The 20059-nt window shown below is 71.6% G+C and carries 19 protein-coding genes; 13 read left to right on the top strand and 6 right to left on the bottom strand.

Going from position 1 to position 20059, the window contains the following annotated elements; translation table 11 throughout:
• Window positions 1–18 precede the first annotated feature (18 nt).
• Together ACFO0C_RS24555 and ACFO0C_RS24550 are read right to left on the bottom strand one after the other, a co-directional pair.
• Window positions 19–1764: an ATP-binding protein gene (locus tag ACFO0C_RS24555; RefSeq protein WP_378068990.1), complete on the bottom strand. Its 1746-nt coding sequence runs from the start codon at window positions 1762–1764 to the stop codon at window positions 19–21.
• Between the two features lie 131 nt (window positions 1765–1895).
• Entirely contained in the window at window positions 1896–2588 is a 693-nt protein-coding gene (locus ACFO0C_RS24550) for a pyrimidine reductase family protein (RefSeq protein ID WP_378069148.1), read from the bottom strand.
• Between the two features lie 368 nt (window positions 2589–2956).
• Between ACFO0C_RS24550 and ACFO0C_RS24545 the strand changes: the two genes are divergently transcribed.
• Together ACFO0C_RS24545 and ACFO0C_RS24540 are read left to right on the top strand one after the other, a co-directional pair.
• Window positions 2957–3667 carry an amino acid-binding protein gene (locus ACFO0C_RS24545; protein ID WP_378069147.1) on the top strand — a complete coding sequence of 237 codons (711 nt, stop codon included), beginning with the start codon at window positions 2957–2959 and terminating at the stop codon, window positions 3665–3667.
• An 87-nt stretch (window positions 3668–3754) separates the two neighbouring features.
• Window positions 3755–4795 (top strand): GNAT family N-acetyltransferase, encoded by a 1041-nt coding sequence (locus tag ACFO0C_RS24540; protein ID WP_378068989.1) that lies wholly within the window; start codon window positions 3755–3757, stop codon window positions 4793–4795.
• Between the two features lie 165 nt (window positions 4796–4960).
• Here the strand turns inward: ACFO0C_RS24540 and bsaP are convergent, their stop codons facing one another.
• Window positions 4961–5128 (bottom strand): biotin synthase auxiliary protein BsaP, encoded by a 168-nt coding sequence (gene bsaP, locus ACFO0C_RS24535; protein WP_378068988.1) that lies wholly within the window; start codon window positions 5126–5128, stop codon window positions 4961–4963.
• Window positions 5128–6123, bottom strand: coding sequence for a biotin synthase BioB (gene bioB / locus ACFO0C_RS24530; RefSeq protein WP_378068987.1), 996 nt, complete (start codon window positions 6121–6123; stop codon window positions 5128–5130). Before bioB ends, bsaP begins: the two co-directional genes overlap by 1 nt.
• Before the next feature lie 84 nt (window positions 6124–6207).
• Between bioB and ACFO0C_RS24525 the strand changes: the two genes are divergently transcribed.
• From ACFO0C_RS24525 to ACFO0C_RS24505, 5 genes are all read left to right on the top strand, one after another.
• Complete coding sequence (locus tag ACFO0C_RS24525) at window positions 6208–7341, top strand: 8-amino-7-oxononanoate synthase (protein ID WP_378068986.1); 1134 nt, start codon at window positions 6208–6210, stop codon at window positions 7339–7341.
• A 437-nt stretch (window positions 7342–7778) separates the two neighbouring features.
• Window positions 7779–8486: a dethiobiotin synthase gene (gene bioD, locus ACFO0C_RS24520; RefSeq protein ID WP_378069146.1), complete on the top strand. Its 708-nt coding sequence runs from the start codon at window positions 7779–7781 to the stop codon at window positions 8484–8486.
• A gap of 56 nt (window positions 8487–8542) precedes the next feature.
• Entirely contained in the window at window positions 8543–9295 is a 753-nt protein-coding gene (locus ACFO0C_RS24515; protein WP_378068985.1) for an ROK family protein, read from the top strand.
• Window positions 9295–10020: an HAD family hydrolase gene (locus tag ACFO0C_RS24510; RefSeq protein WP_378068984.1), complete on the top strand. Its 726-nt coding sequence runs from the start codon at window positions 9295–9297 to the stop codon at window positions 10018–10020. Before ACFO0C_RS24515 ends, ACFO0C_RS24510 begins: the two co-directional genes overlap by 1 nt.
• Window positions 10021–10087: 67 nt before the next feature.
• Window positions 10088–10249: a hypothetical protein gene (locus ACFO0C_RS24505; RefSeq protein WP_378068983.1), complete on the top strand. Its 162-nt coding sequence runs from the start codon at window positions 10088–10090 to the stop codon at window positions 10247–10249.
• Here the strand turns inward: ACFO0C_RS24505 and ACFO0C_RS24500 are convergent.
• Entirely contained in the window at window positions 10171–10812 is a 642-nt protein-coding gene (locus ACFO0C_RS24500; RefSeq protein WP_378069145.1) for a class I SAM-dependent methyltransferase, read from the bottom strand. The two genes, ACFO0C_RS24505 and ACFO0C_RS24500, sit on opposite strands and share 79 nt — an antisense overlap.
• Before the next feature lie 75 nt (window positions 10813–10887).
• Here ACFO0C_RS24500 and ACFO0C_RS24495 point away from each other — a divergent pair, with 75 nt between their 5' ends.
• Window positions 10888–13917, top strand: coding sequence for a putative bifunctional diguanylate cyclase/phosphodiesterase (locus ACFO0C_RS24495; protein WP_378068982.1), 3030 nt, complete (start codon window positions 10888–10890; stop codon window positions 13915–13917).
• A 306-nt stretch (window positions 13918–14223) separates the two neighbouring features.
• Here ACFO0C_RS24495 and ACFO0C_RS24490 read toward each other — a convergent pair whose 3' ends face one another.
• Complete coding sequence (locus tag ACFO0C_RS24490; protein ID WP_378068981.1) at window positions 14224–14775, bottom strand: hypothetical protein; 552 nt, start codon at window positions 14773–14775, stop codon at window positions 14224–14226.
• Between the two features lie 990 nt (window positions 14776–15765).
• Between ACFO0C_RS24490 and ACFO0C_RS24485 the strand changes: the two genes are divergently transcribed.
• The 5 genes from ACFO0C_RS24485 to ACFO0C_RS24465 all read left to right on the top strand — a co-directional run bounded on the left by ACFO0C_RS24485 (window position 15766) and on the right by ACFO0C_RS24465 (window position 19693).
• Window positions 15766–16113 carry a histone-like nucleoid-structuring protein Lsr2 gene (locus ACFO0C_RS24485; protein ID WP_378068980.1) on the top strand — a complete coding sequence of 116 codons (348 nt, stop codon included), beginning with the start codon at window positions 15766–15768 and terminating at the stop codon, window positions 16111–16113.
• 65 nt (window positions 16114–16178) lie between these two features.
• Window positions 16179–17036 carry an SDR family NAD(P)-dependent oxidoreductase gene (locus ACFO0C_RS24480; RefSeq protein WP_378068979.1) on the top strand — a complete coding sequence of 286 codons (858 nt, stop codon included), beginning with the start codon at window positions 16179–16181 and terminating at the stop codon, window positions 17034–17036.
• A gap of 168 nt (window positions 17037–17204) precedes the next feature.
• Window positions 17205–18272 carry an NAD-dependent epimerase/dehydratase family protein gene (locus ACFO0C_RS24475; protein WP_378068978.1) on the top strand — a complete coding sequence of 356 codons (1068 nt, stop codon included), beginning with the start codon at window positions 17205–17207 and terminating at the stop codon, window positions 18270–18272.
• Between the two features lie 324 nt (window positions 18273–18596).
• Window positions 18597–19319 carry a HipA family kinase gene (locus tag ACFO0C_RS24470; protein WP_378068977.1) on the top strand — a complete coding sequence of 241 codons (723 nt, stop codon included), beginning with the start codon at window positions 18597–18599 and terminating at the stop codon, window positions 19317–19319.
• Window positions 19316–19693, top strand: a complete 378-nt coding sequence (locus ACFO0C_RS24465; protein ID WP_378068976.1) for a DUF3037 domain-containing protein — start codon at window positions 19316–19318, stop codon at window positions 19691–19693. Before ACFO0C_RS24470 ends, ACFO0C_RS24465 begins: the two co-directional genes overlap by 4 nt.
• The last annotated feature ends 366 nt before the right edge of the window (window positions 19694–20059 follow it).

The raw sequence follows: 20059 nt of genomic DNA, 5'->3' as shown, positions 1-20059 counted from the left end.
TGAACCCTAGTCCGCTCGCTAGAAGGGAATGTCGTCGTCGCCCCCTGGTCGCCCGCCTATCACCGCGAAGGGGTCGGCGCCCTGGACGATCGACCGGAGCGTCTCGGCCGGCGGCGGCCCGGACTCCGACTTGCGGGTGGCCCACGCCGGGAACGGGAACTCGACACAGAGCGGGACCGGGATGTCCGGCTGGTTCACGAACATCGTGCCCGGCCGGGCCAGCAGGGCACGCTGGCGCATGGCCGGGGGCAGGAACCCGTACTCCGGCCTCGACGCCTCGGCCGGGTCGAGACGGCCGACCACGCGGATCGCCGAGTTCGTCACGATCCGCCGCTCGACCTCGCTCGCGGTCTGCTGGGCGCCGATCAGGATCACCCCGAGCGAACGGCCACGCTCGGCGATGTCGAGCAGCACCTCCTTGATCGGGGAGGAGCCCTCGCGGGGGGCATACTTGTTCAGCTCGTCGAGGACCACGAACAACAGCGGGCGGCCGGTGCCCGACTTCTCCTTCTCCTCGAACTCGGTCTTCAGCGTCACACCGACCACGAACCGCTGCGCCCGGTCCGGCAGGTTGTGCAGGTCGACCACGGTCACCTGGGCGCTGTCGGCCGTCTTGATCCGGTGCGGGCGGCGCTGCGCCAGGTCACCGCGGATCAGCCGGGACAGGTCGCGCTTGCTGCCGATCAGCCGCCGGGCGAACGCGTTGACCGTGCCCATGTTGACCGCGCTGCCCGCCCAGGTGGACCGGGTCTCGTCGTCGGTGAGCTGCTCGACGACGTGGTCCACCAGGTCCTGGTACGAGCTGATCCGCTTGCCGTCGATGCTGATGCCGCCCTCGGCGGGCACCGCATACCGGTTGAGGTGGGCGGTCACCGAGTGGACGACCATCGTGTACTGCTGGCGCTCGTCGTCGGCGTCGGCGAACACGTAGGGCAGCAGTTTCTGCTCGCAGAACTCGGCGAGCGTCCAGTAGAACGCGTCGACCCCGGTCAGCCGGCTGGCCACGTCGGGCGCGCCGGACGAGTCACCGGCCCGGGGTGGCGCGTAGACCCGCACGTCCGGGAAGGGTGCCGCCGGCAGGCCCAGCAACGCATACGCCTCGCGGGTCCGGTCGTCCAGCTTGGTGTTGGGGTGATCGAGGAAGAGCAGGTCCTCGCCCTTGACGTTGAAGATCAGCGCGCGGGCGTTGGTGCCGTCGGCGCCCAGCTGACCGGACCGGAACACCGAGTAGAGCAGGAACGTGGCGAAACTGGTCTTGGTCGCCACCCCGGAGATGCCGGAGATCGACACGTGCGCCCCCCGGGTGCCGTCGAGGAAGTCGGCGTTGAGGAAGACCGGGACCCCGTCACGGCCGGTGCCCATCGGGACCCGCCGCTCCATCCGGTCGAAGTGCAGCGCCGCGTCACGGGCCTCGCCCGACGCCCGGTGCACGACCGCACCCGGCGCCGGCGGCACGTAGAGCTCCGGATCGACACGGGTGGTGGTGATCTCGGCCGCCTCCTGCACCATCGCGGGCAGCGTGCCGTCGGCGATGGCGAACACGTCCGAGTCGAACTGGGCGCCCTCGTGCCGCGCGCGCACCTGGGTGACCACGCCGGCGATCGTCACCGGCTCGCGGTCCGGCAGATCGCGCCTGGTCACCACGACGTCGTCGAGCTGGAGGTAGCTGCCCGGGGTCACGGCCGTCCAGAACTGCAGCGGTGTCGCGTCCGCTGTACCGAGCACCCGGCCGACGGGGGAAGTTTCGTCAGACACGGGGATCATGGTGCCTCAGACGTACGACAAAATGCCCGCGCCCTTCGTTGTCCACAACTTCTGGTGTCCATCCACAGAGTTATGCACAAGATCTTGCCCTGATTGCGGAGGCGCGCCCTGATGTGCACCGATCGCCCCGCTCAGCTCCGGGCGTACCGCAGGAAAAGCATGTCCTGATGGGTCAGGGAGTGCCGCAGCGACATCCGTCGCGGTGACCCGGGCGGGCCGTGCGCGATGCGGCCGACCTGGCCGCCGGCCAGCAGCGGGGCGACCGTGAGGCACAACTCGTCGACGAGATCGGCGGCGATCAGCGCGCCGAACAACCCCGGACCGCCCTCGCAGAGCACCTGGGTCGCGCCGCGCCCGTGCAGCAGCCGCACCCCGGCGGCCAGATCGACCTCGTCGTCACCGACCGCGATCACCTCGGCGACGTCACGGACCGGAGCGGACGCGGGCGCACCACGATGGGTCAGCACGATCGGCCGGATCGGCGCGTCCGAGAAGATCAGCTGCTCCGGATCGAGGTCGAGCGAGCCCGAGACGATCACCATGAGCGGGAACTCGGGCAGCCCGGCGGAGACCCGCCAGGCCCGGCCGGCCCCGGTCAGGCGCAGCGCGTCGTACCGCTCGGCCCGGACCGTGCCGGCCGCGACGACCAGGCCGTCGCACACCGTACGCAGATGGTCGAAGATCTCCTTGTCGCCGGGACCCTGAAGGCCGGCCGAGAGACCGTCAACCGCGACCGCCCCGTCGGCGCTGGCGATGAAATTCGCCCGCAGGACGGGATGATCGGCGCGAGGGTAACGGGCGAGCAGCTCGTCCCGGGAGAAGATCACGGGCCCGGCGGGCCGGTGACCGGCGGTGTCGGCTCGGGCTTGCGGTGCTGGCAGTCGCACCAGGACGCCCCGCGGCAGTCCTCGTGCCGGCGCTCCCGGCAATCCTTGCAGATCATTCCCCGACCCTATCGCTCCCACGTTCCCGAATGCTGGGAAAGTGATCCACTCTCCGGGAGGACGGCATTGTCCGACACCCGACCGGTGAACCGCCCGGACCGGCACGGACTTCTACGGTGAGTTGTGATTCCGGGCATAACGCGACAGCTTGACGGCTGGGACACGGCCGTGCAACGGGTCCGAAACGCCAGGTGGGCAGGGTGTTCAACAGGGACGGCGCCACCGGCCGTCGCGACGGGAGGAGTTACATGTTGCTGCGGGTTCGAGTCACCCTGCCGGACCGTCCCGGCGCGCTGGGGCAGGTCGCGCGCACTCTCGGGGTGGCCGGCGCCGACATCGTCCAGGTCGTGGTGCTGGAGCGGCTCGGCGGCCGCGCGGTCGACGACTTCACCGTCGTGTGGCCCGGCGCGACCCGGGTCGAGCGCCTCCTCGCCGGCCTGGCCGCCATCCCGGGCGTGCAGGTCGACGGCGTGTGGAAGGCGATAGGAGCACCGGTCAACGGCGGCCACGACGCCGAGCTGCTCGCCCAGGTCGCGGCGAACCCGGTGGACGGCCTGGCCACGCTGGTCGACGCCGTTCCGGGACTGCTCGCCGCCGACTGGGCCGCGGCCGCCATGGTCCCGGCCGACTGGGCCGCGCGCAACGGCTCCGGCGGCGGCAGCGGGCCCGGCGTGGTCTACGCGAGCTGGCGTGCCCCGTCCCCGCTGCACCTGCCCGAGGTGACCCCGCTGCGGGCCCGCCCGATGACCGAGCCGGGTGGCGCGCGATTCGCGGTGGCCCCGTTCGGCCGTGCCGGGCTGGTGCTCGTCGTCGCCCGTACCGACGAGGACGACCTGCCCGCCGCCGCCTTCCACGTCACCGAGGTGGACCGGGTCGCCCAGCTGGTCAGGGCCGCCGCCGTCATCCTCGGCGACCGGCTGGACTCCGTGGGAGCCGCTGCCGCCGCCAACCGGGTGTGACCGTCCTAACCCCGGTTTTCGCAGCTCAGGCAATACCCACGCAACAACGGGGGTGCACTCTGGAAGTAGGAGGAAGGAGTGCCCCACATGGCGTTGTGGCGAGTCAGGGCGACGGTCGACGACCGGCCCGGTTACCTCTCGGTGCTGACCGCGAGCCTGGCCCTGCGGTCGGTGAACATCCTGGCGGTCCAGGTGCACACCACCGAGGACGGCGCGGTCGACGACTTCCTGGTGGACGCTCCGGACCATCTGACCGAGGCTGATCTGCTGGCCGCGGTGGCCAAGGGCCGCGGGCGCGAGGCGTTCGTGGCCCGGGCCGAGGCCCAGGGGCTGGCCGATCAGCCGACCCGGTCGCTGGCGCTGGCCGGGCGGCTGGTGCACGAGCCGGAGTCGCTCGGTGAGTCGCTGGTGGCGCTCCTCGACGCGACCGAGGTGCGCTGGCGCCCTCAGGGCGGTGACGCGCCCGGCTTCCACGGCGGGCGGATGACCCTGACAGACCCGTCCGGCGGTTCGCTCGAGGTGCTCCGGGCACTGCCCGCGTTCACCCCCGCCGAGTTCGCCCGGGCGCAGGCGCTGGTCGAGGTGGCCACCGCGGTCCACCGGCGGCACCGCGAGCAGGTGGCACTCCTGCTGCCGGACGGCACCGAGATGGTGCTGCGCGCCGCCGGGCCCGACGATGCGGGCGCCGTCAGCGAGTTCCACGACGAGTGTTCGCCGGCGACCCTGCGCCAGCGCTATCCCGCCGGGGTCCCGGCTGACGGCCGGCTGCGGCGCCTACTGGAGCCGGCCGGTGGGCTGACCCTGCTGGCGGTGGCCCCGGGCGGCGCCGTGGTGGCGATGGCGACCCTGCTCGCCGAGGGTGATCTCGGCGAGGTGCGGGTCCTGGTGACCGACGACTGGCAGCGGCGCGGCCTGGGCACGGCGATGCTGCGGCGGCTCCGGGCCCACGCGGCGAAGGCCGGGGTCGCCGCCGTGGTCGCGCACATCGGGGCCGGCAACGCGGCGATGCTGCGCACGCTGCGGCGGGTCGGCGCCGGGCCGATCGAGCGGGACGGCGCGATGGTGACGGTCACTCTGCGGACCTCCGGCCCGCGGGTGAGCGACGAGACACCCGCCACCTCGGGCTGACTTCCGGCGCTGCCGGCCCGGCTTCCGCCGATACCGACCGGCTAACAGCCCGGTGGGCTGACCTCCGGCACGGCCGGCTGACTTCCGGCACCGCGGGCGACGAGGCTCCTGGTGATCGGGTGAGAGGGGTGGCGGCGAGCTCCGGCCCGCCGCCACCCAAGGGTCTCAGCCCCGGCGCTCGCCGTGCTCGACGCAGGAGGCGGTCCAGCCGGTCGGGACGACCTGCACCTTCATCCGGCGGCGGCAGTCGGAGCAGTAACGCGGCGGCTCCAGCTCACGCGCGCTCGCACACTCCGGGTGGATGCCGGGCTCGCCACACCGATCGCAATACATCAGAAGGTCGCCGACAGGGACTTGACCGGCATCTTCAGGTCCTGCAGGAGCTCCAGGTCGGCGGTCGCCGGGCGGCCCAGCGTGGTCAGGTAGTTGCCGACGATCATCGCGTTGATGCCACCGAGCAGGCCGTCCCTCGTACCGAGATCGCCGAGGGTGATCTCGCGACCGCCGGCGTAGCGCAGGATGGTCCGCGGCATGGCCAGCCGGAACGCGGCGATCGCCCGCAGCGCGTCGCGACCCTCCACCACCGGGCGGTCACCGAACGGGGTGCCGGGCCGCGGGGTGAGGAAGTTGAGCGGGACCTCGTGCGGGTCGAGCTCGGCCAGCTGGGCGGCGAACTCGGCCCGCTGCTCCAGCGTCTCCCCCATGCCGAGGATGCCGCCGCAGCACACCTCCATGCCGGACTCGCGCACCATGGTCAGCGTGCTCCAGCGCTCCTCCCATGAATGGGTGGTCACCACGTTGGGGAAGTAGGAGCGGCAGGTCTCGAGATTGTGGTTGTAGCGGTGCACACCCATCTCGGTGAGCTCGTCGACCTGCTCCTGGGTGAGCATGCCGAGGCTGGCGGCGACCTGGATGTCGACCGCCTCCTTGATCGCCCGCACGCCGGCGCGCATCTGGTCCATCAGGCGCTTGTCCGGCCCGCGGACGGCGGCGACGATGCAGAACTCGGTCGCCCCGGTGGCCGCGGTCTGCTTCGCCGCCTCCACGAGGGAGGGAATGTCGAGCCACACCGCCCGGACGGGGGATGCGAAAAGGCCCGACTGCGAGCAGAAATGACAGTCCTCGGGACAGCCGCCGGTCTTCAGCGAGACGATGCCCTCGACCTCGACCTCCGGGCCGCACCATTTCATCCGGACGTCGTGGGCGAGCTGAAGGAGCTCCGGGAGGTCCTCGTCGGGTAGACGAAGAACCTGCAGGATGCCCGCCTCGTCGAGGCCGGCGCCGTCGTCGAGCACCCGGGTACGGGCGTGGTCGAGGATCTCTGGCATGCCCGTACCCTACAGAGTTCCCAGTCCGGTAGGACTGTCGGAGCTGGGTGATACTTTGCCAGTCTGGTGATCAATGGGGGTGTCTTGGCGGACTGGTTGGAGGCGCTCGACCGGCTGGCCCACGAGCGGGCCAAGGCGGGGCTGACCCGTCAGCTGCGGCCACGGACGCCCGGCGACACCGTCATCGATCTCGCCGGGAACGACTACCTCGGTCTCTCCGACCATCCCCGGGTGGTCGGTGCGGCACGGCTGGCGCTGGAGACCTACGGCCTGGGTGCCACCGGTTCCCGGCTGGTCCGCGGCACCACCGACATGCACACCGGCCTGGAGGACGCCCTGGCCGGCTGGATCGGCTGCGAGGCGGCGCTGGTCTTCTCCTCCGGCTATCTGGCCAACCTGGCCGTGGTCCGGGCGCTGTCCGCGGTCTGTGACCTGGTCGTGTCCGATGCGTACAACCATGCGTCCCTGATCGACGGCTGCAAGATTTCCGGGCTTCCGGTCCGGGTCGTGCCGCACAACGATCCGGCCGCCGTCGCCGCCCTCCTCGACGCGCATCCCGGCCGGGCCGCGGTCGTCACCGAGTCGGTCTTCTCCGTCGACGGCGACCTCGCCCCGCTGGCCGACCTGCACGCGGTCACCTCGGCCCGCGGCGCTCTGCTGATCGTCGACGACGCGCACGCCCTCGGCCTGCTCGGTGACTCCGGCGCGGGTGGGGTCGCGGCCGCCGGTCTGGCCGGTGCGCCCGACGTGATCGTCACCGCGACACTGTCCAAGTCGCTCGGCGGCGCCGGTGGTGTGGTGGCCGGCCCGGCCGCACTGGTCCGGCACCTGGTCGACACCGGGCGCAGCTTCATCTACGACACCGCCCCGCCCCCGGCCGTGGTCGCCGGCGTGCTCGCCGCCGTCGAGGTGGCCCGGTCCGCCGACGACCGGCGGGCCGTGCTGTTCCGCCGGGGCGCGCGTCTCGCGGCCACGTTGCGGTCCACCGGCCTGGTGGCCCGTGACCCGGCGGCCGGCGTGCTGTCGGTGCCCGCCCCCGGGCCGGAGGCCGCCGTGGCCTGGGCCGCCGACTGCCGTGACCGTGGCGTGGCGGTCGGCTGTTTCCGGCCACCGTCGACACCGGACGGCAGTTCGCGACTGCGGCTGACCGTCAACGCGGGCGTCCCCGAGGAGGCTTTCTCCCGAGCCCTGACCGTGATCCTGGAGTGCGCACCATGACCGCCGACCCCCCTCAGGCGACCCACCGTTCCCATCTTTCGGTGGTTCCGCCGCCACCCCGTCCGGAGCGCGGTGGTGGTGGCCACGGGCTTCCGGCACCGGTCCGGGTGGCCGCGGCCGTCCCCGACCCGTTGCAGGCGCACGGCGGCGGGCACCGGCTGGAGCCGCGGCCCGCGCCGGCCGCGGAGGGAGCCCTCAAAAAGGCCGCGGAGGGAGCCCCCGAAAAGCCAGAAACGCCAGACTCACCAGAAATGGGCGATACCTACGAAAAGTCCGATCCGGACAGCGCGCCGGCGCTTCACGACGAGCCCGAGGAAGCCTCTTCCGACGACGCGGTGGCGCCATCGGCCGTACCGGATGAAAACGAAGCCGAGCCGGAAGCGGACCGCGAGCCGGAAGTAACGGAAAAGCTCGCCAATCCCCATGAATGGCACGGAATCGTGCTGGTCACCGGGACCGACACCGAGGTCGGCAAGACCATCGCGACCGCGGCGATGGCGGCCGCCGCGCAGGCGGCCGGTCTCCGGGTCGCCGTGATCAAACCCGGTCAGACCGGCATCGCGACCGGTGCTCCCACCGACGCCGACGTGGTGACCCGCCTGGCCGCACCGGACACCGTGCGCACCCTGGCGGAGTATCCGGAGCCCCTCGCCCCGCTCGCTGCGGCGAAGGTCGCCGGCCTGCCGCCGCTGGAGCTGTTCGACGTGGTCGACGCGGTCCGCGCCGAGGCGGCGAAACATGATCTGGTGCTGGTCGAGGGCGCCGGCGGCCTGCTGGTGCCGATGGGCCTGCGGCCGTCCGGTGAGGCGTGGACGTTCGCCGACCTGGCGACCACGCTGGGCGCGGCCACGATCGTGGTGGCCCGGGCCGGGCTCGGCACGCTCAACCACACGGCGCTCACCCTGGAGGCGCTGAACCGTCGCGGGGTCCACGCCAAGGTCATCCTCGGGGCGTGGCCGGCCGAGCCGGAGCTGGTGCACTGGGCCAACCTGGGTGAGCTGGTCCCGCACCTGATCGGGGCGCTGCCGTCGGGCGCCGGGTCGATGGATCCGGGGGTGTTCCGGCGGTCCGCTCCGGGCTGGCTGACCCCGGCGCTGCACGGTGTCCTGGACAACTGGCGGGTGTGGGCGGAGGAGGCGGGCTGACCGGACACCCGGCACAATTGCTGTCCGGGGAGGTGATCCGCATGCACACTGGCCGAGTGGCTTTCACCCTGACGATCGACTGTGGCGGCGGCGGCATCAAGGGATCCGTCCTGGATGAGGCCGGCACGATGCGGGCCCAGCCGATCCGGGTGCCGACGCCCTATCCCCTGCCACCGGAGTTGTTCGTCAAGACGCTGGTGTCGCTCGGTGAGCAGCTGCCGCACGCGGACCGGGTCACCGTCGGCATGCCCGGCATGATCCGGCACGGTGTGGTGGTGGCGACGCCGCACTACGTGACGAGGTCCGGCCCGCGGACGAAGGTGGATCCCGATCTGGTACAGGCGTGGCACGGTTTCGACGCCCGCACCGCGCTGGCCGACGCGTTCGGGCTGCCCACGCTGGTGCTCAACGACGCCGAGGTGCACGGTGCCGGGGTGGTCGCCGGGACCGGGTGCGAGCTGGTGCTGACCCTCGGCACCGGGCTGGGTTGCGCGCTCTTCGACGGCGGCGAGCTGGCCCCGCACCTGGAGATGTCGCAGGCCCCGGTGCGGTGGGGGATGTCCTACGACACCTATATCGGGGAGCACGAGCGCCGCCGGCTCGGTGACGCGCTCTGGTCGCGCCGGGTCCGCAACGTGGTCGAGGGTTTCCGGCCGGTGTTCCTGTGGGACCGGGTCTACCTGGGCGGCGGCAACTCCCGGCTGATCACCCCGACCCAGCTGGCCCGGATGGGCGACGACGTGGTGGTGGTGCCCAACACGGCCGGCATCGTCGGCGGTGTCCGCGCCTGGTCGCTGGGACAGCGCTGATGGTGATCCGGCCGGAGGCGGTGTTGCTGGACTTCGGCGGTGTGCTCGCCGACGCGCCGTTCCGGGCCGACCCGCCCGAGCTGGTGCTGCGTCTCTACAACCTGACCGGGGGTGCGCTCTCGCCCGGGCGGATCCAGCAGTCGCTGTCCGACGGCGCCGCCGCCTACGCCCGCTGGCGCGACGAGGACTGGCCCGACGAGCTGCCGCATCTGGCCGTCTGGGAGCGGTTCGTGATCCACGGCTGGCCGCCACTGGCGCAGGCCCGGGTGCGCGGCTCGGTCGCCCGTCTCAGCTACGACTGGGCGTGGCGCGACGGCTGGGCGCTGCGGCCGGGGATTCCCGAGTTCCTCGCCGCCTGTGCGGGCCGGGGCATCCCGCTGGCCGTCGTCAGCAACACCCTCTGCGGGGCGGCGCACCGCGACTACCTGGCCAAGACCGGTGTGGGGCGGCTGTTCGCGGCGCAGGTCTACAGCGACGAGGCGGGCGTCCGCAAACCCAATCCGCAGATGATCTGGAACGCCACCGACGCCCTCGGCATCTCCCCCGCCGGCTGCTGGTTCGTCGGCGACAGCCGGCGGCGCGACATCGCCTGCGCCCGGCGCGCCGACATCGGCGCGGCCATCCTGATGCCTTCCGGCCGGGAGGATTCCGGTGGAGACCAGGCCGAGCCGGACGCCACCGTCGCGGACGGCTTCGAACTTCTCGATCTGGTACGGGGAACGTAGGGTCCCGTGGCCCGCGGCGGGCGGCGCGGGCGGCCCGTCCGGAGACCCGCCTTCCGGCGGCTCATGCATGCCCCTCGCCGTCACCCCCGGCCCGTCGTCACCGCTGTCCGGCACCTCCGAGACAGCGGTGGGAGCCAGCCGGGGTGCCGGTCAGGAGGCGGTGACCTGCCAGACGGCGGTGCGGCGGATCGGCATGCTCTCCAGCTCCTCGATCACCGGGACGTCGTAGACCGCCCGCTGGATCAGGCCCTCCGGCAGATAGGCGCGGCCCGGGTCGCCGACCAGGACCAGAGATCCGCGACCGGCCGCCCGGCGCAGGAACGGCAGCACCCGGCCGGCCATCTCCCGGCTGTAGAAGACGTCACCGGCCAGCACGACACCGAACCTGTCGTCGCTGTCGAGCAGGTCCGCCTCGACCGGCGTCACCCGTACCCCGTTGGCCTCGGCATTGGCCTGTGCCGCGGCGAGCGAGAGCGGGTCGATGTCGTTGGCCGTCACCGGCGCCGCCCCGGCTTTGGCGCAGGCCACCGCGACCAGACCGGAACCGGTCGCCAGATCGAGGACGCTGCGCCCGGCGACCAGGTCCGGGTCGTCGAGGACGTGCCGGGCCAGCGCCTGCCCGCCGGCCCAGGCGAACGCCCAGAACGGCGGCGGCTGTGGTGAGCCGGACGACTCGGTCGCCTCCCACAGGGCGATCGGGTCCTCCGCCTGGAACAGCGAGACCTCGGGCACGAACGGGACCGGCGCGAGCACGGTGTGGGCGCGGACGAACTCCAGAAGCACACCGGTGATTGTGCCGTCGACACTCAGATGCGCCGCGACCGGGCCGATCAGTCCGACAAGGGGATCTGTCGGGAGGGAGCACCGATGCCGACACGGTGGCCTGCCACCATCTTCGGTGCCTGGATGGTGGTGCTCGCCGTCGCCTTCGGGCTGCAGCCGGGACTGCAGGCACCGCTGCGGCTGGTCGCCGGGGCGTCCGCCGTGGTGGCGCTGTATCTGGGGATCCGCCGGAGTCAGCCCGACGACGTCAAACCGTGGTGGGTGCTGGCCGGCGCGGTCGGCATCTCTGCGGCGGGCGGCGCGGCGACGGAGGCACCGGCGTTCCTCTCCGAGCGGGTCACCTGGCTGGAACCGGCCGGGGTCGCCCTGCTCCTCGTCGCGTACGCCGCCCTGGCCGTCGCCCTGGCCGGTTTCGTGGACCGGCGCACCAGCTCGTCCCGGGACATGGCCGGCCTGCTCGACGCGCTCACCGTCACGTCCGGGGTGGCGCTGCTGATCTGGACGTTCGTGGTCGGGCCACGGCTGGACGGCTCGGCCGCGACCGGCTGGACCGAGATCGCCATGCCGGTAGCCGACCTGCTCTGCCTCGGCCTGCTGATCCGGCTCGCGACCATGCCCGGCCGGCTCGTGGCGCCCGGCTATCTGCTCGGCGCCGGTGTGGTGGCGCTGCTCGTCGCCGACGTGGGCCGGGCGTCCGGGTTCGGTCATCTGGCGCTGTACACGGCGGCGGCGATGGCCGCGCTGATCCCGTCGATGGCGGAACTGACCCGGCCGGCCGAGACGCCGCCCGCCGAGACCAGTCACGCGCGCCTGGCACTGCTCGGGTTCGCGGCGATGGTCGCGCCGACGGTGCTCCTGGTGAAGATGTTCCGGGACGGCCAGTTCGCCGGCCTGACCGTGGTGGCGGCACTCAGCACGCTGATGGTGGCGCTGGTCCTGGCCCGGATGGCCGGGATCATGGCGAGCCACCGGCAGGCGATGTCCCGGGAACGCGCGCTGCGGGAGGCCTCGGCGGCTCTCGTCTCGGCCGCCGACAGTGAGGCGGTGGGGCTGGCCGTACGCACCACCGTCGCCCAGCTGATCCCCGGCGACGTCCCGCACGGGGTGGTCCTGGCCATCGCGATCGCCCAGTCCGAGCCGCAGTCACCGGAGGCCGCCGCACAGGCCGCCGTCGACCGGGCCACCGGCACCGCCGCCCGTCTCGTCACCACCCGTGACGTGGATTGGGCGGTGGCGGTACGCCTCACCCAGTTCACCAGGACGCTCCGCTGCCCGATGGTGCTCAAGGACCGTCCCGGCGGTGACCCGCTCGTCGGCGTCCTGCACGTGGGCGCCCCGACCTGGGCACTGCTGGAACTCCAGCGGTCGGTCGAGGTGCTGGCCGGCCAGGTGGCGCTGGCGCTGGAACGGATCGCGCTGGGGCACGAGGTGACCAGGCGCAACAGCGAGACCTACTTCCGGACGCTGATCCAGAACACCGCCGACGTGATCACGATCCTCGACGAGGAGGACCGGATCCGGTACGCCAGCCCGTCCGCGGTCGGTGTCTTCGGCGGCGACCCGACCGGGGCTCTGCTGCCCGAGGTGATCCACCCCGGCGAACGGGCCCGGCTCGGCGACGTGCTGGCCGCCGTCCGTGGCGGTCACCAGCTGGAGCAGCAGCTCGATTTCCGGGCGCGGGGCAACCGGCGTACCGAGGTCCTGCTCGAACTGCACTGCCGCGATCTGCGCGCCGAACCGACCGTGTCGGGGCTGGTCATCACCATGCGCGACGTCACCGAGCAGCGCCGCCTGCAGAACGAGCTCACCCACCAGGCGTTCCACGACGCGATGACCGGCCTCGCCAACCGGGTGCTCTTCAACGACCGGCTGGGTCACGCGGTCGCCCGCAGCACCCGGGACGGCTCGGTGATCGGTGTCCTCTTCATCGACCTGGACGACTTCAAGATGGTCAACGACACCCTCGGCCACGCCGTCGGCGACCAGCTGCTGACCGAGGTGGCCCACCGGATCGCCGGGGCGCTGCGGGCCGATGACACGGCGGCCCGGCTCGGCGGCGACGAGTTCGCAGCCCTGGTCGAGAACGTCAACGACCCCGGCGCCGTCGAGGAGACCGCCAACCGGATCTTCGCGGCCCTCGCCGAGCCGATCATCACCGACGCCAAGCCGCTGTACGCGATGGCCAGCATCGGCATCACCACCACACCCGAGGGCAGCGACGCCGACGAGTTGCTGCGCCAGGCCGACCTCGCCCTGTACGTGGCCAAGGGCGCCGGCAAGAACCAGTGGCGCCGATACCAGGCGCACCTGCACAACGAGATGGTCGAACGGCTGGAACTGCGGTCGGCCCTCGACCACGCCGTCAACGAGGGCCACTTCCTGCTGCACTACCAGCCGATCGTCGATCTCGCGTCGGGCACCGCCGCCGGCTTCGAGGCACTGGTCCGCTGGCACCACCCGAAGCGCGGCGTGATCACCCCCGACCAGTTCATCGAGGTCGCCGAGGAAAGCGGCCTGATCCTGCCGATGGGCCGCTGGGTGCTGGAGGAGGCGCTGCGCACGGTCGCCGAATGGCGGCGGATCCTGCCACCCGGGCAGGCACCGTACATGAGCGTCAACGTGTCGGTCCGGCAGTTCCGGGAGAGCGGCTTCGTCGAGCAGGTCCGTACCGCGCTGGCGCACACCGGAGTGCCGCCTCAGTCGCTGATGCTGGAGATCACCGAGACGTTGCTGGTCAAGGACGACGAACGGATCTGGACCGACCTGGGCGTCCTACGCGAGATGGGCATCCGGATCGCCATCGACGACTTCGGCACCGGGTATTCGTCACTCGGCTATCTACGCTCCCGGCCGATCGACGTCATCAAGATCGACAAGACCTTCATCGACGACATGGTCCTCGGGCAGCAGCCGATGGCCCTCGTGAGCGGGATCGTCAGCCTCGCGCAGTCGCTGGGCCTGACGGTCGTCGCCGAAGGCATCGAGGACGTCACCCACCGGGACGTCCTCATCCGGCTGGGCTGCCCCCTCGGCCAGGGTTTCCTCTTCTCCAGCCCGCTCGGCCCGACCGAGGTGCTGGCGTGGCTCCGAAACCCCCAGTCGGTAGCCGTCTGACAGACCTGACCACCGCCACCCGCCTCATGCCCTCGACCGCACACCTGCCCACACGCCTGCCGCAGCAATCACCGGCCTCAGGCCCCGCTGCGGCCATCACCCACTTCACGCCCCGCAGCGGCCACCACCCGCCTCACGGTCCCGCAGCGGCCATCACCTACTTCACGGCCCCGCAGCGGCCATCACCCACTTCACGCCTCGCCGCGGGCGCCGCCTGCTGATCCTGCAAGGCTGGCTCGCCGCTGTCTCGGCGGCGTTGAGACAGCGGCTGGAGCCAGCCACGAAGATCCATTCCGCCGGCGGGACTCAGGCGTCCGGGCCCCGGCGGCGGAGCTCGTCGACCTGGGTCATCGCGGCACGGAGGTCGGTCAGCCAGTCCTCCGTGTGACGACCCACCAGCTTGACGCACCAGGCCAGTGCCTCCGACCGGGAACGGGCCACGCCCGCGTCGACGAGCGTGTCGAGGACCTGCCGCTCGGGCTGACGGAGACGGGTCATCACGGGGGCCGACAGGTGGGTGAACAACTCGGAAGCGTCACCGCACCGTGCCCCCCAGGCGACCTTGCGCTGGTAGCGGTGCTCGACCTGGCGGGCCACCCGGATCCGGGCGTCGCGCGTGTCCTCCCGGAACTGGGCGATCCGGCCGGCCTGGGCCGCGGCGGCGTCGGCCTCGGTCACGTCGTCACCCAACTCGGGACGGGACAGGCGGCCCCAGATGACGATCTCGTCGCGATCGATGACGACCTCGGGCCGCTCGGTGAACCAGCCGTCCGGGATCGCACCGGCGATCCAGGCCCCTGCGTCGTCAGCGGCGGGTGGCTCAGCGCGCCCACCCTGCTGGGCAAAACGGACTCTCATCTCAACCTCCCTAACTTACGTGATTACATGCTTACACCCTTCCAGCACTTTCGCCCAGCACGCGGGAGCGAGCACCACGCACGTGATCGGCCAGAGCGCCCGACGGGAACCTCCGCGGTCAGGGCCTGCCGCGCCGTCACCGCGAGTTCGCGAGCCGCAGCTCCGACACCTCATGAGCGCTCGATGAGGGGTCTGCGCGACGGCTCGCGCACGGCAGGCCCTGGCCTTGGCAAGCTCCAAGCGCAGACGACCAGCGAGGATGCATGACCGGTCGAGCCCAACGCCTGGTGAGGACAGCGCTGCCGACGAGAGCAGCAGGCCGGGCGGGCCTACCAGAGCAGCAGGCCGGGCGGCCGGCCAGACGAGACGCGTCGATATGGGCCGCCCCATAGACCACGGTCCGAGCCGCCCTGGTCAACCGGCCGGCGGCAAGCCGGCCCGGAAACCACGATGCGAACCGGCCGAATCCGGCGGCCAACGGCACGCCGGCACCGAACCGGAGGAACGCATCAGCCGACCAGCGGAGAGGTGATGCGGAAACGGCGAACCGCCCCGGCACCGGAGAATCGGCGACGAGGCGGCTCGGGTCGAGGGCCACCGAACGGGTGGCGGTGGGCGCGCAAGGTCCACTACGCTGCGGGCCAGCGCCCGGGGCCGGGCGCCGGCGGGGCTCAGGCCGGCTGGGAGGCGACGATCGCGGTGGCGACCGCGAAGGCCACCAGGGCGGCCAGTGTCACGACTTGCACGGCGCGTCTCATCTACCCTCCAGAGGAAGTGGGAGCGCTCCCACCAGCTACGTTACCGCACATTCACATCGGCGAAAAGGTCTGCGGGCCGGTTCGTACCAGGCAATTGCGACATGCCAGAACGGGCAATTTGCACTAGCCGCCTTCCGGGCGACAGAATGAATGGGACGACGAGCATTCGCGAGCTGGACTGGCGTGTGCGCGCAGCGTCAGCCGAATAACTCGCTGTAGGAGTCGAACAACCATGGCCAAGCAGATAATTACCGTGCTGACCGACGACCTCGACGGTACGGAAGCGGACCGCACCGTCGAATTCGGCCTCGACGGCGTCAACTACACGATCGACCTGTCCGAGAAGAACGCCGGCAAGCTGCGTAAAGCTTTGGAACCGTTCCTCGGTGCGGCCACCCGGCTGGGCCGGAACGGTAACGTTCCGACCCCTGCCCGTCGCGCAGTTCCGGCCGTCTCGAGCCGTTCCAGCCGCGACCAGAATCAGGCCATTCGGGAGTGGGCCAACAAGAACGGCTACACCGTCTCGGAACGTGGACGGATCCCGAGTGAGGTCGTCGAGGCGTACCACAGCAAGCGCTAGATTCAGCGAGGAAACGGCGCCGCCCGCGACGGGCGGCGCCGTTTGCCGTTCGAAAGGGGAGGCTCGTGGCCGTCGTGATCGTGACCGGGGCGTCCAGCGGGATCGGCCGGGTGATCGCGCTGCGCCTGGCGGCCCGCGGCGACACCGTGGTCCTCGCCGCCCGTCGTGCCTCCGAGCTCGGCTCGCTGGCCTCGGAGATCACCGCCGCGGGCGGGTCGGCGGTCCCGGTGCCGACCGACGTCACCGACACGGCGGCGGTTGATGCGCTGGTCACACGGGCTATGACGGTGACCGGGCGAATCGATGCTCTGATCAACAACGCAGGCGTCGGCGGTGACAAGTCGGTCCTGGCCGACGAGGCCGAGGTGCGAGCCATCGTCGAGGTCAACCTTCTGGCCCCGATCCGGTTGATGCGGGCGATCGTCCCGATCATGCGGGAACAGCGGGCCGGTTCGATCGTGAACATCGGGTCGGTGGCCGGCGAGATCGGTATCAACGGAGCCTATTCGGCGAGCAAGTTCGGGCTGCGCGGGATCAACGACTCGGTGCGCCGGGAACTGGTCGGGACCGGTATCGGCGTCACTCTCGTCGAGCCCGGGCACATTGCGACCGAGATGACCGCACACCGTTCCGGTCTGCCCGGCCCGGAAATCGTGGCCGCCGCCGTGGAACGAGCACTGACCCGACCACGGCGCCGGATCGTCGTACCCGGAAAGTATCGAGCCGCCATCCTCCTGGCCAATGCCCTCCCGTCGGTACCGGATCGTCTCTACGCGGGCCGGGCGGCGGCGGAAAAGAGCCGGACCACCGGAAACGGGGACCGGAGCACCGGAAACGTGGACCGGGCGGCCGGAAACGGCGACCCGATGGCCGGAAACGGCGGCCCGCCGGGCGGAAAGCGGCACGACACGAATTTCGGATAGCCGGCCGGCGCAGCGCCAGGCATCGATAGCTGGGGCGCCGGGCCATTCATGGCCCGCTCACAGGAAATCCACAACCTCGGGCCATTCGAATGGAACGGCACCGGCTCGACGTAAAGCATCGGCCGAAAAGGGTGGTTCAACGTCACGGCCGGGGGTACCGCAACACCCATGCGTGTAGTCATCGTGGGCGCCAGCGGGAACGCCGGTACGGCCCTGCTGCGCCGCCTGCGCGCCGAACCCGACCTGGATCTGACCGGCGTCTGCAGGCGCCCGCCCACCCCGGCCGGCCCGTACGCGGACGTCACCTGGCACCCGGTCGACATCGGCTCGGACGACGCCACCGACCGGCTGGCGGAGATCTTTTCCGGCGCCGACGCGATCGTGCACCTGGCCTGGCAGATCCAGCCCAGCCATGACCAACGCCGCCTGTACCGGACGAACGTCCTGGGCAGCCGCGCCGTCTTCCGCGCCGCCATCCGGGCCGGAGTACCGACTCTGGTGCATGCGTCGTCGGTCGGCGTCTACGCACCCGGCCCGAAACGGGCGTTCGTCCGCGAGACGTGGCTCCGCACCGGCATCACCGAGTCGTCCTACAGCCGGCACAAGGCGCTGGTGGAGCGCATGCTCGACGAGATCGAGTCGGACCACCCGACACTGCGGATCGTCCGGCTGCGCCCCGGGTTGATCTTCCAGCGCGATGCCGGCGCCGAGATCACGCGCTACTTCGCCGGGCCGCTGCTGCCCACGAGCCTGCTCCGTTTCGGCCGCATCCCGGTCGTGCCCCGGCATCCGGGTCTCCGTCTGCAGGCGGTTCACGCCGACGACGTGGCCGACGCCTATCTGCGCGTCCTCCGCGCCGACGTGCGGGGCGCCTTCAACCTGGCGGCCGGGCCCGTCCTCGACGCCGACATCATCGGTCGCGCTTTTCACGGCGTACCGCTGAGCGTCCCTGGTCTGCTCTTGGAAGGCGCCGCCGCGCTGACCTGGCAACTCAGGTTGCAGCCGGTCGACCGTGGCTGGGTGCGGCTCGCGCTGAAGTCCCCGCTGATGAGCTGCGACCGAGCCGCCGCCGACCTGGGCTGGCGCCCGGAAACCGACGCGGTGAGCGCTTTCCGCGAACTCCTCACCGGCATCGCCGACTCCGCGGGCACCGACAGCCCACCCCTGACGAACGATCCCGGTCTGCCCGGACGCCCCGGCGGCCTCCTGCGAGGCCGTCTCCCCGGAAACCCCTGATCCGGTACGCCGTCCGCAACCCCAGCCACACCCACATCTCCCGCCGCTCCGGTCAGACCGGCCACCACCCCCGAGCGGCCGTCTCGCCACCTCCCGGCAGAGCAGCCGGTCCAGGCAGGGCGGCCGGTCCAGGCAGGGCGGCCGGTCCAGGCAGAGCGGCCGGTCCAGGCAGAGCGGCCGGTCCAGGCAGAGCGGCCGGTCCAGGCAGAGCGGCCGGTCCAGGCAGAGCGGCCGGTCCAGGCAGAGCGGCCGGTCCAGGCAGGGCAGCCGGTCCAGGCAGGGCGGCCGCTCGGGGGTGGTGGAGGCGGCCGTAGGGTGGGCGGCGTGCTTCGTCAGGTCACCGCCATCCGGTATGTCACTCCGTTACGGGAAGGCGGGTCGCTCCCCGGTGTGGTCGAGGCCGATGATCTCGGCACCTATGTGGTGAAGTTCCGCGGGGCGGGTCAAGGACCCCGGGCTCTGGTCGCCGAGGTGATCGCCGGTGAGCTGGCCCGGCGGCTCGGGCTTCCGGTGCCGGAGCTGACGCGGGTGGAGCTGGATCCGGTGGTCGCGCGGGCCGAGCCGGACGAGGAGGTCCAAGAGCTGATCAAGGCCAGCGCCGGGGGCAACCTGGGGATGGACTTCCTGCCGGGAGCGCTCGGATACGACCCGGTGGCGCACCATGTCGAGCCCGGCCTCGCCAGCCGGGTGATCGCCTTCGACGCGTTCGTGGAGAACGTGGACCGCAGCTGGCGCAACCCGAACCTCCTGATCTGGCACGGCGGCCTGTGGCTGATCGATCACGGCGCGACCCTCTACTTCCACCACAACTGGCCGCGGGCGGAGAGTGTCGTCCACCGGCCCTACAAGTGGGACGACCACGTGCTGAAGCCCTACGCACAGGAGCTCGCGACCGAGGGGCCGGCACTGGCCGCGCGGATCACCCCGGAACTCCTGACCGAGGTGATCGCCGAGGTCCCCGGCGAATGGCTGGAGGACGGCGACCGCGATGCCTACCTGAACCACCTGTCGCTGCGGGCGGAGCGACCGGAGGCGTGGCTGCCGTGACCACCAAACTGACTCCCTACGAGTACGCGATCATCCAGGCCATGCCCCGGATCGAACGCGGTGAGCTGGTCAATGTCGGCGTCCTGCTCTACAGCCAGCGGCACGACTTCCTGTGCGCGGGGACGCATCTGGACGAGACGCGCCTACGGGCACTGGACCCGGCGGCTGACGTCGCGGGCATCCGGGCGGCCCTGAACGCATGGGAGCAGACCTGCACCGGCGGCGGCGCCTCCGAGCAGATGCGGCTGGGCGAACGTTTCCGCTGGCTGGTAGCTCCCCGGAGCACGATCCTGCGGGCCGGCCCGGTCCACATGGGCCTGACCCTCGACCCCGCAAGCGAACTGGAACGACTCGTCAACCTCCTGGTCCGCTGACCCCCTCTCGCGGCCGCCCGCCGCGCCGAACCCGTTCCGGCAGCGGGACACCTCAAAAGGTCAGGCCACCCGAGGCAGGTCAGCCGTCTACTCCATCGTGTCGCTGACCGCGAGACTCACCGCGGAGACACAATCCAGCACGAACCGGAGGCAGACGGAGCAGCGATCCGAAGGCAGGCGGACGCAGCGATCCGAAGGCAGGCCGGCGAGGTGGTCCCCTAACGCCTAACGCCTGACGCCGGACGCAGCGATCCGAAGGCAGGCCGGCGAGGTGGTCGTCCCCCAACGCCTGACGCCGGACGCAGCGATCCGAAGGCAGGCCGGCGAGGTGGTCCCCTAACGCCTGACGCCGGACGCAGCGGTCCC

Origin of the sequence: Actinoplanes subglobosus (genome assembly GCF_042650585.1) — a bacterium.
Taxonomy (GTDB): domain Bacteria; phylum Actinomycetota; class Actinomycetes; order Mycobacteriales; family Micromonosporaceae; genus Actinoplanes; species Actinoplanes subglobosus.
This window is presented reverse-complemented; position numbering and strand designations above follow the sequence as displayed.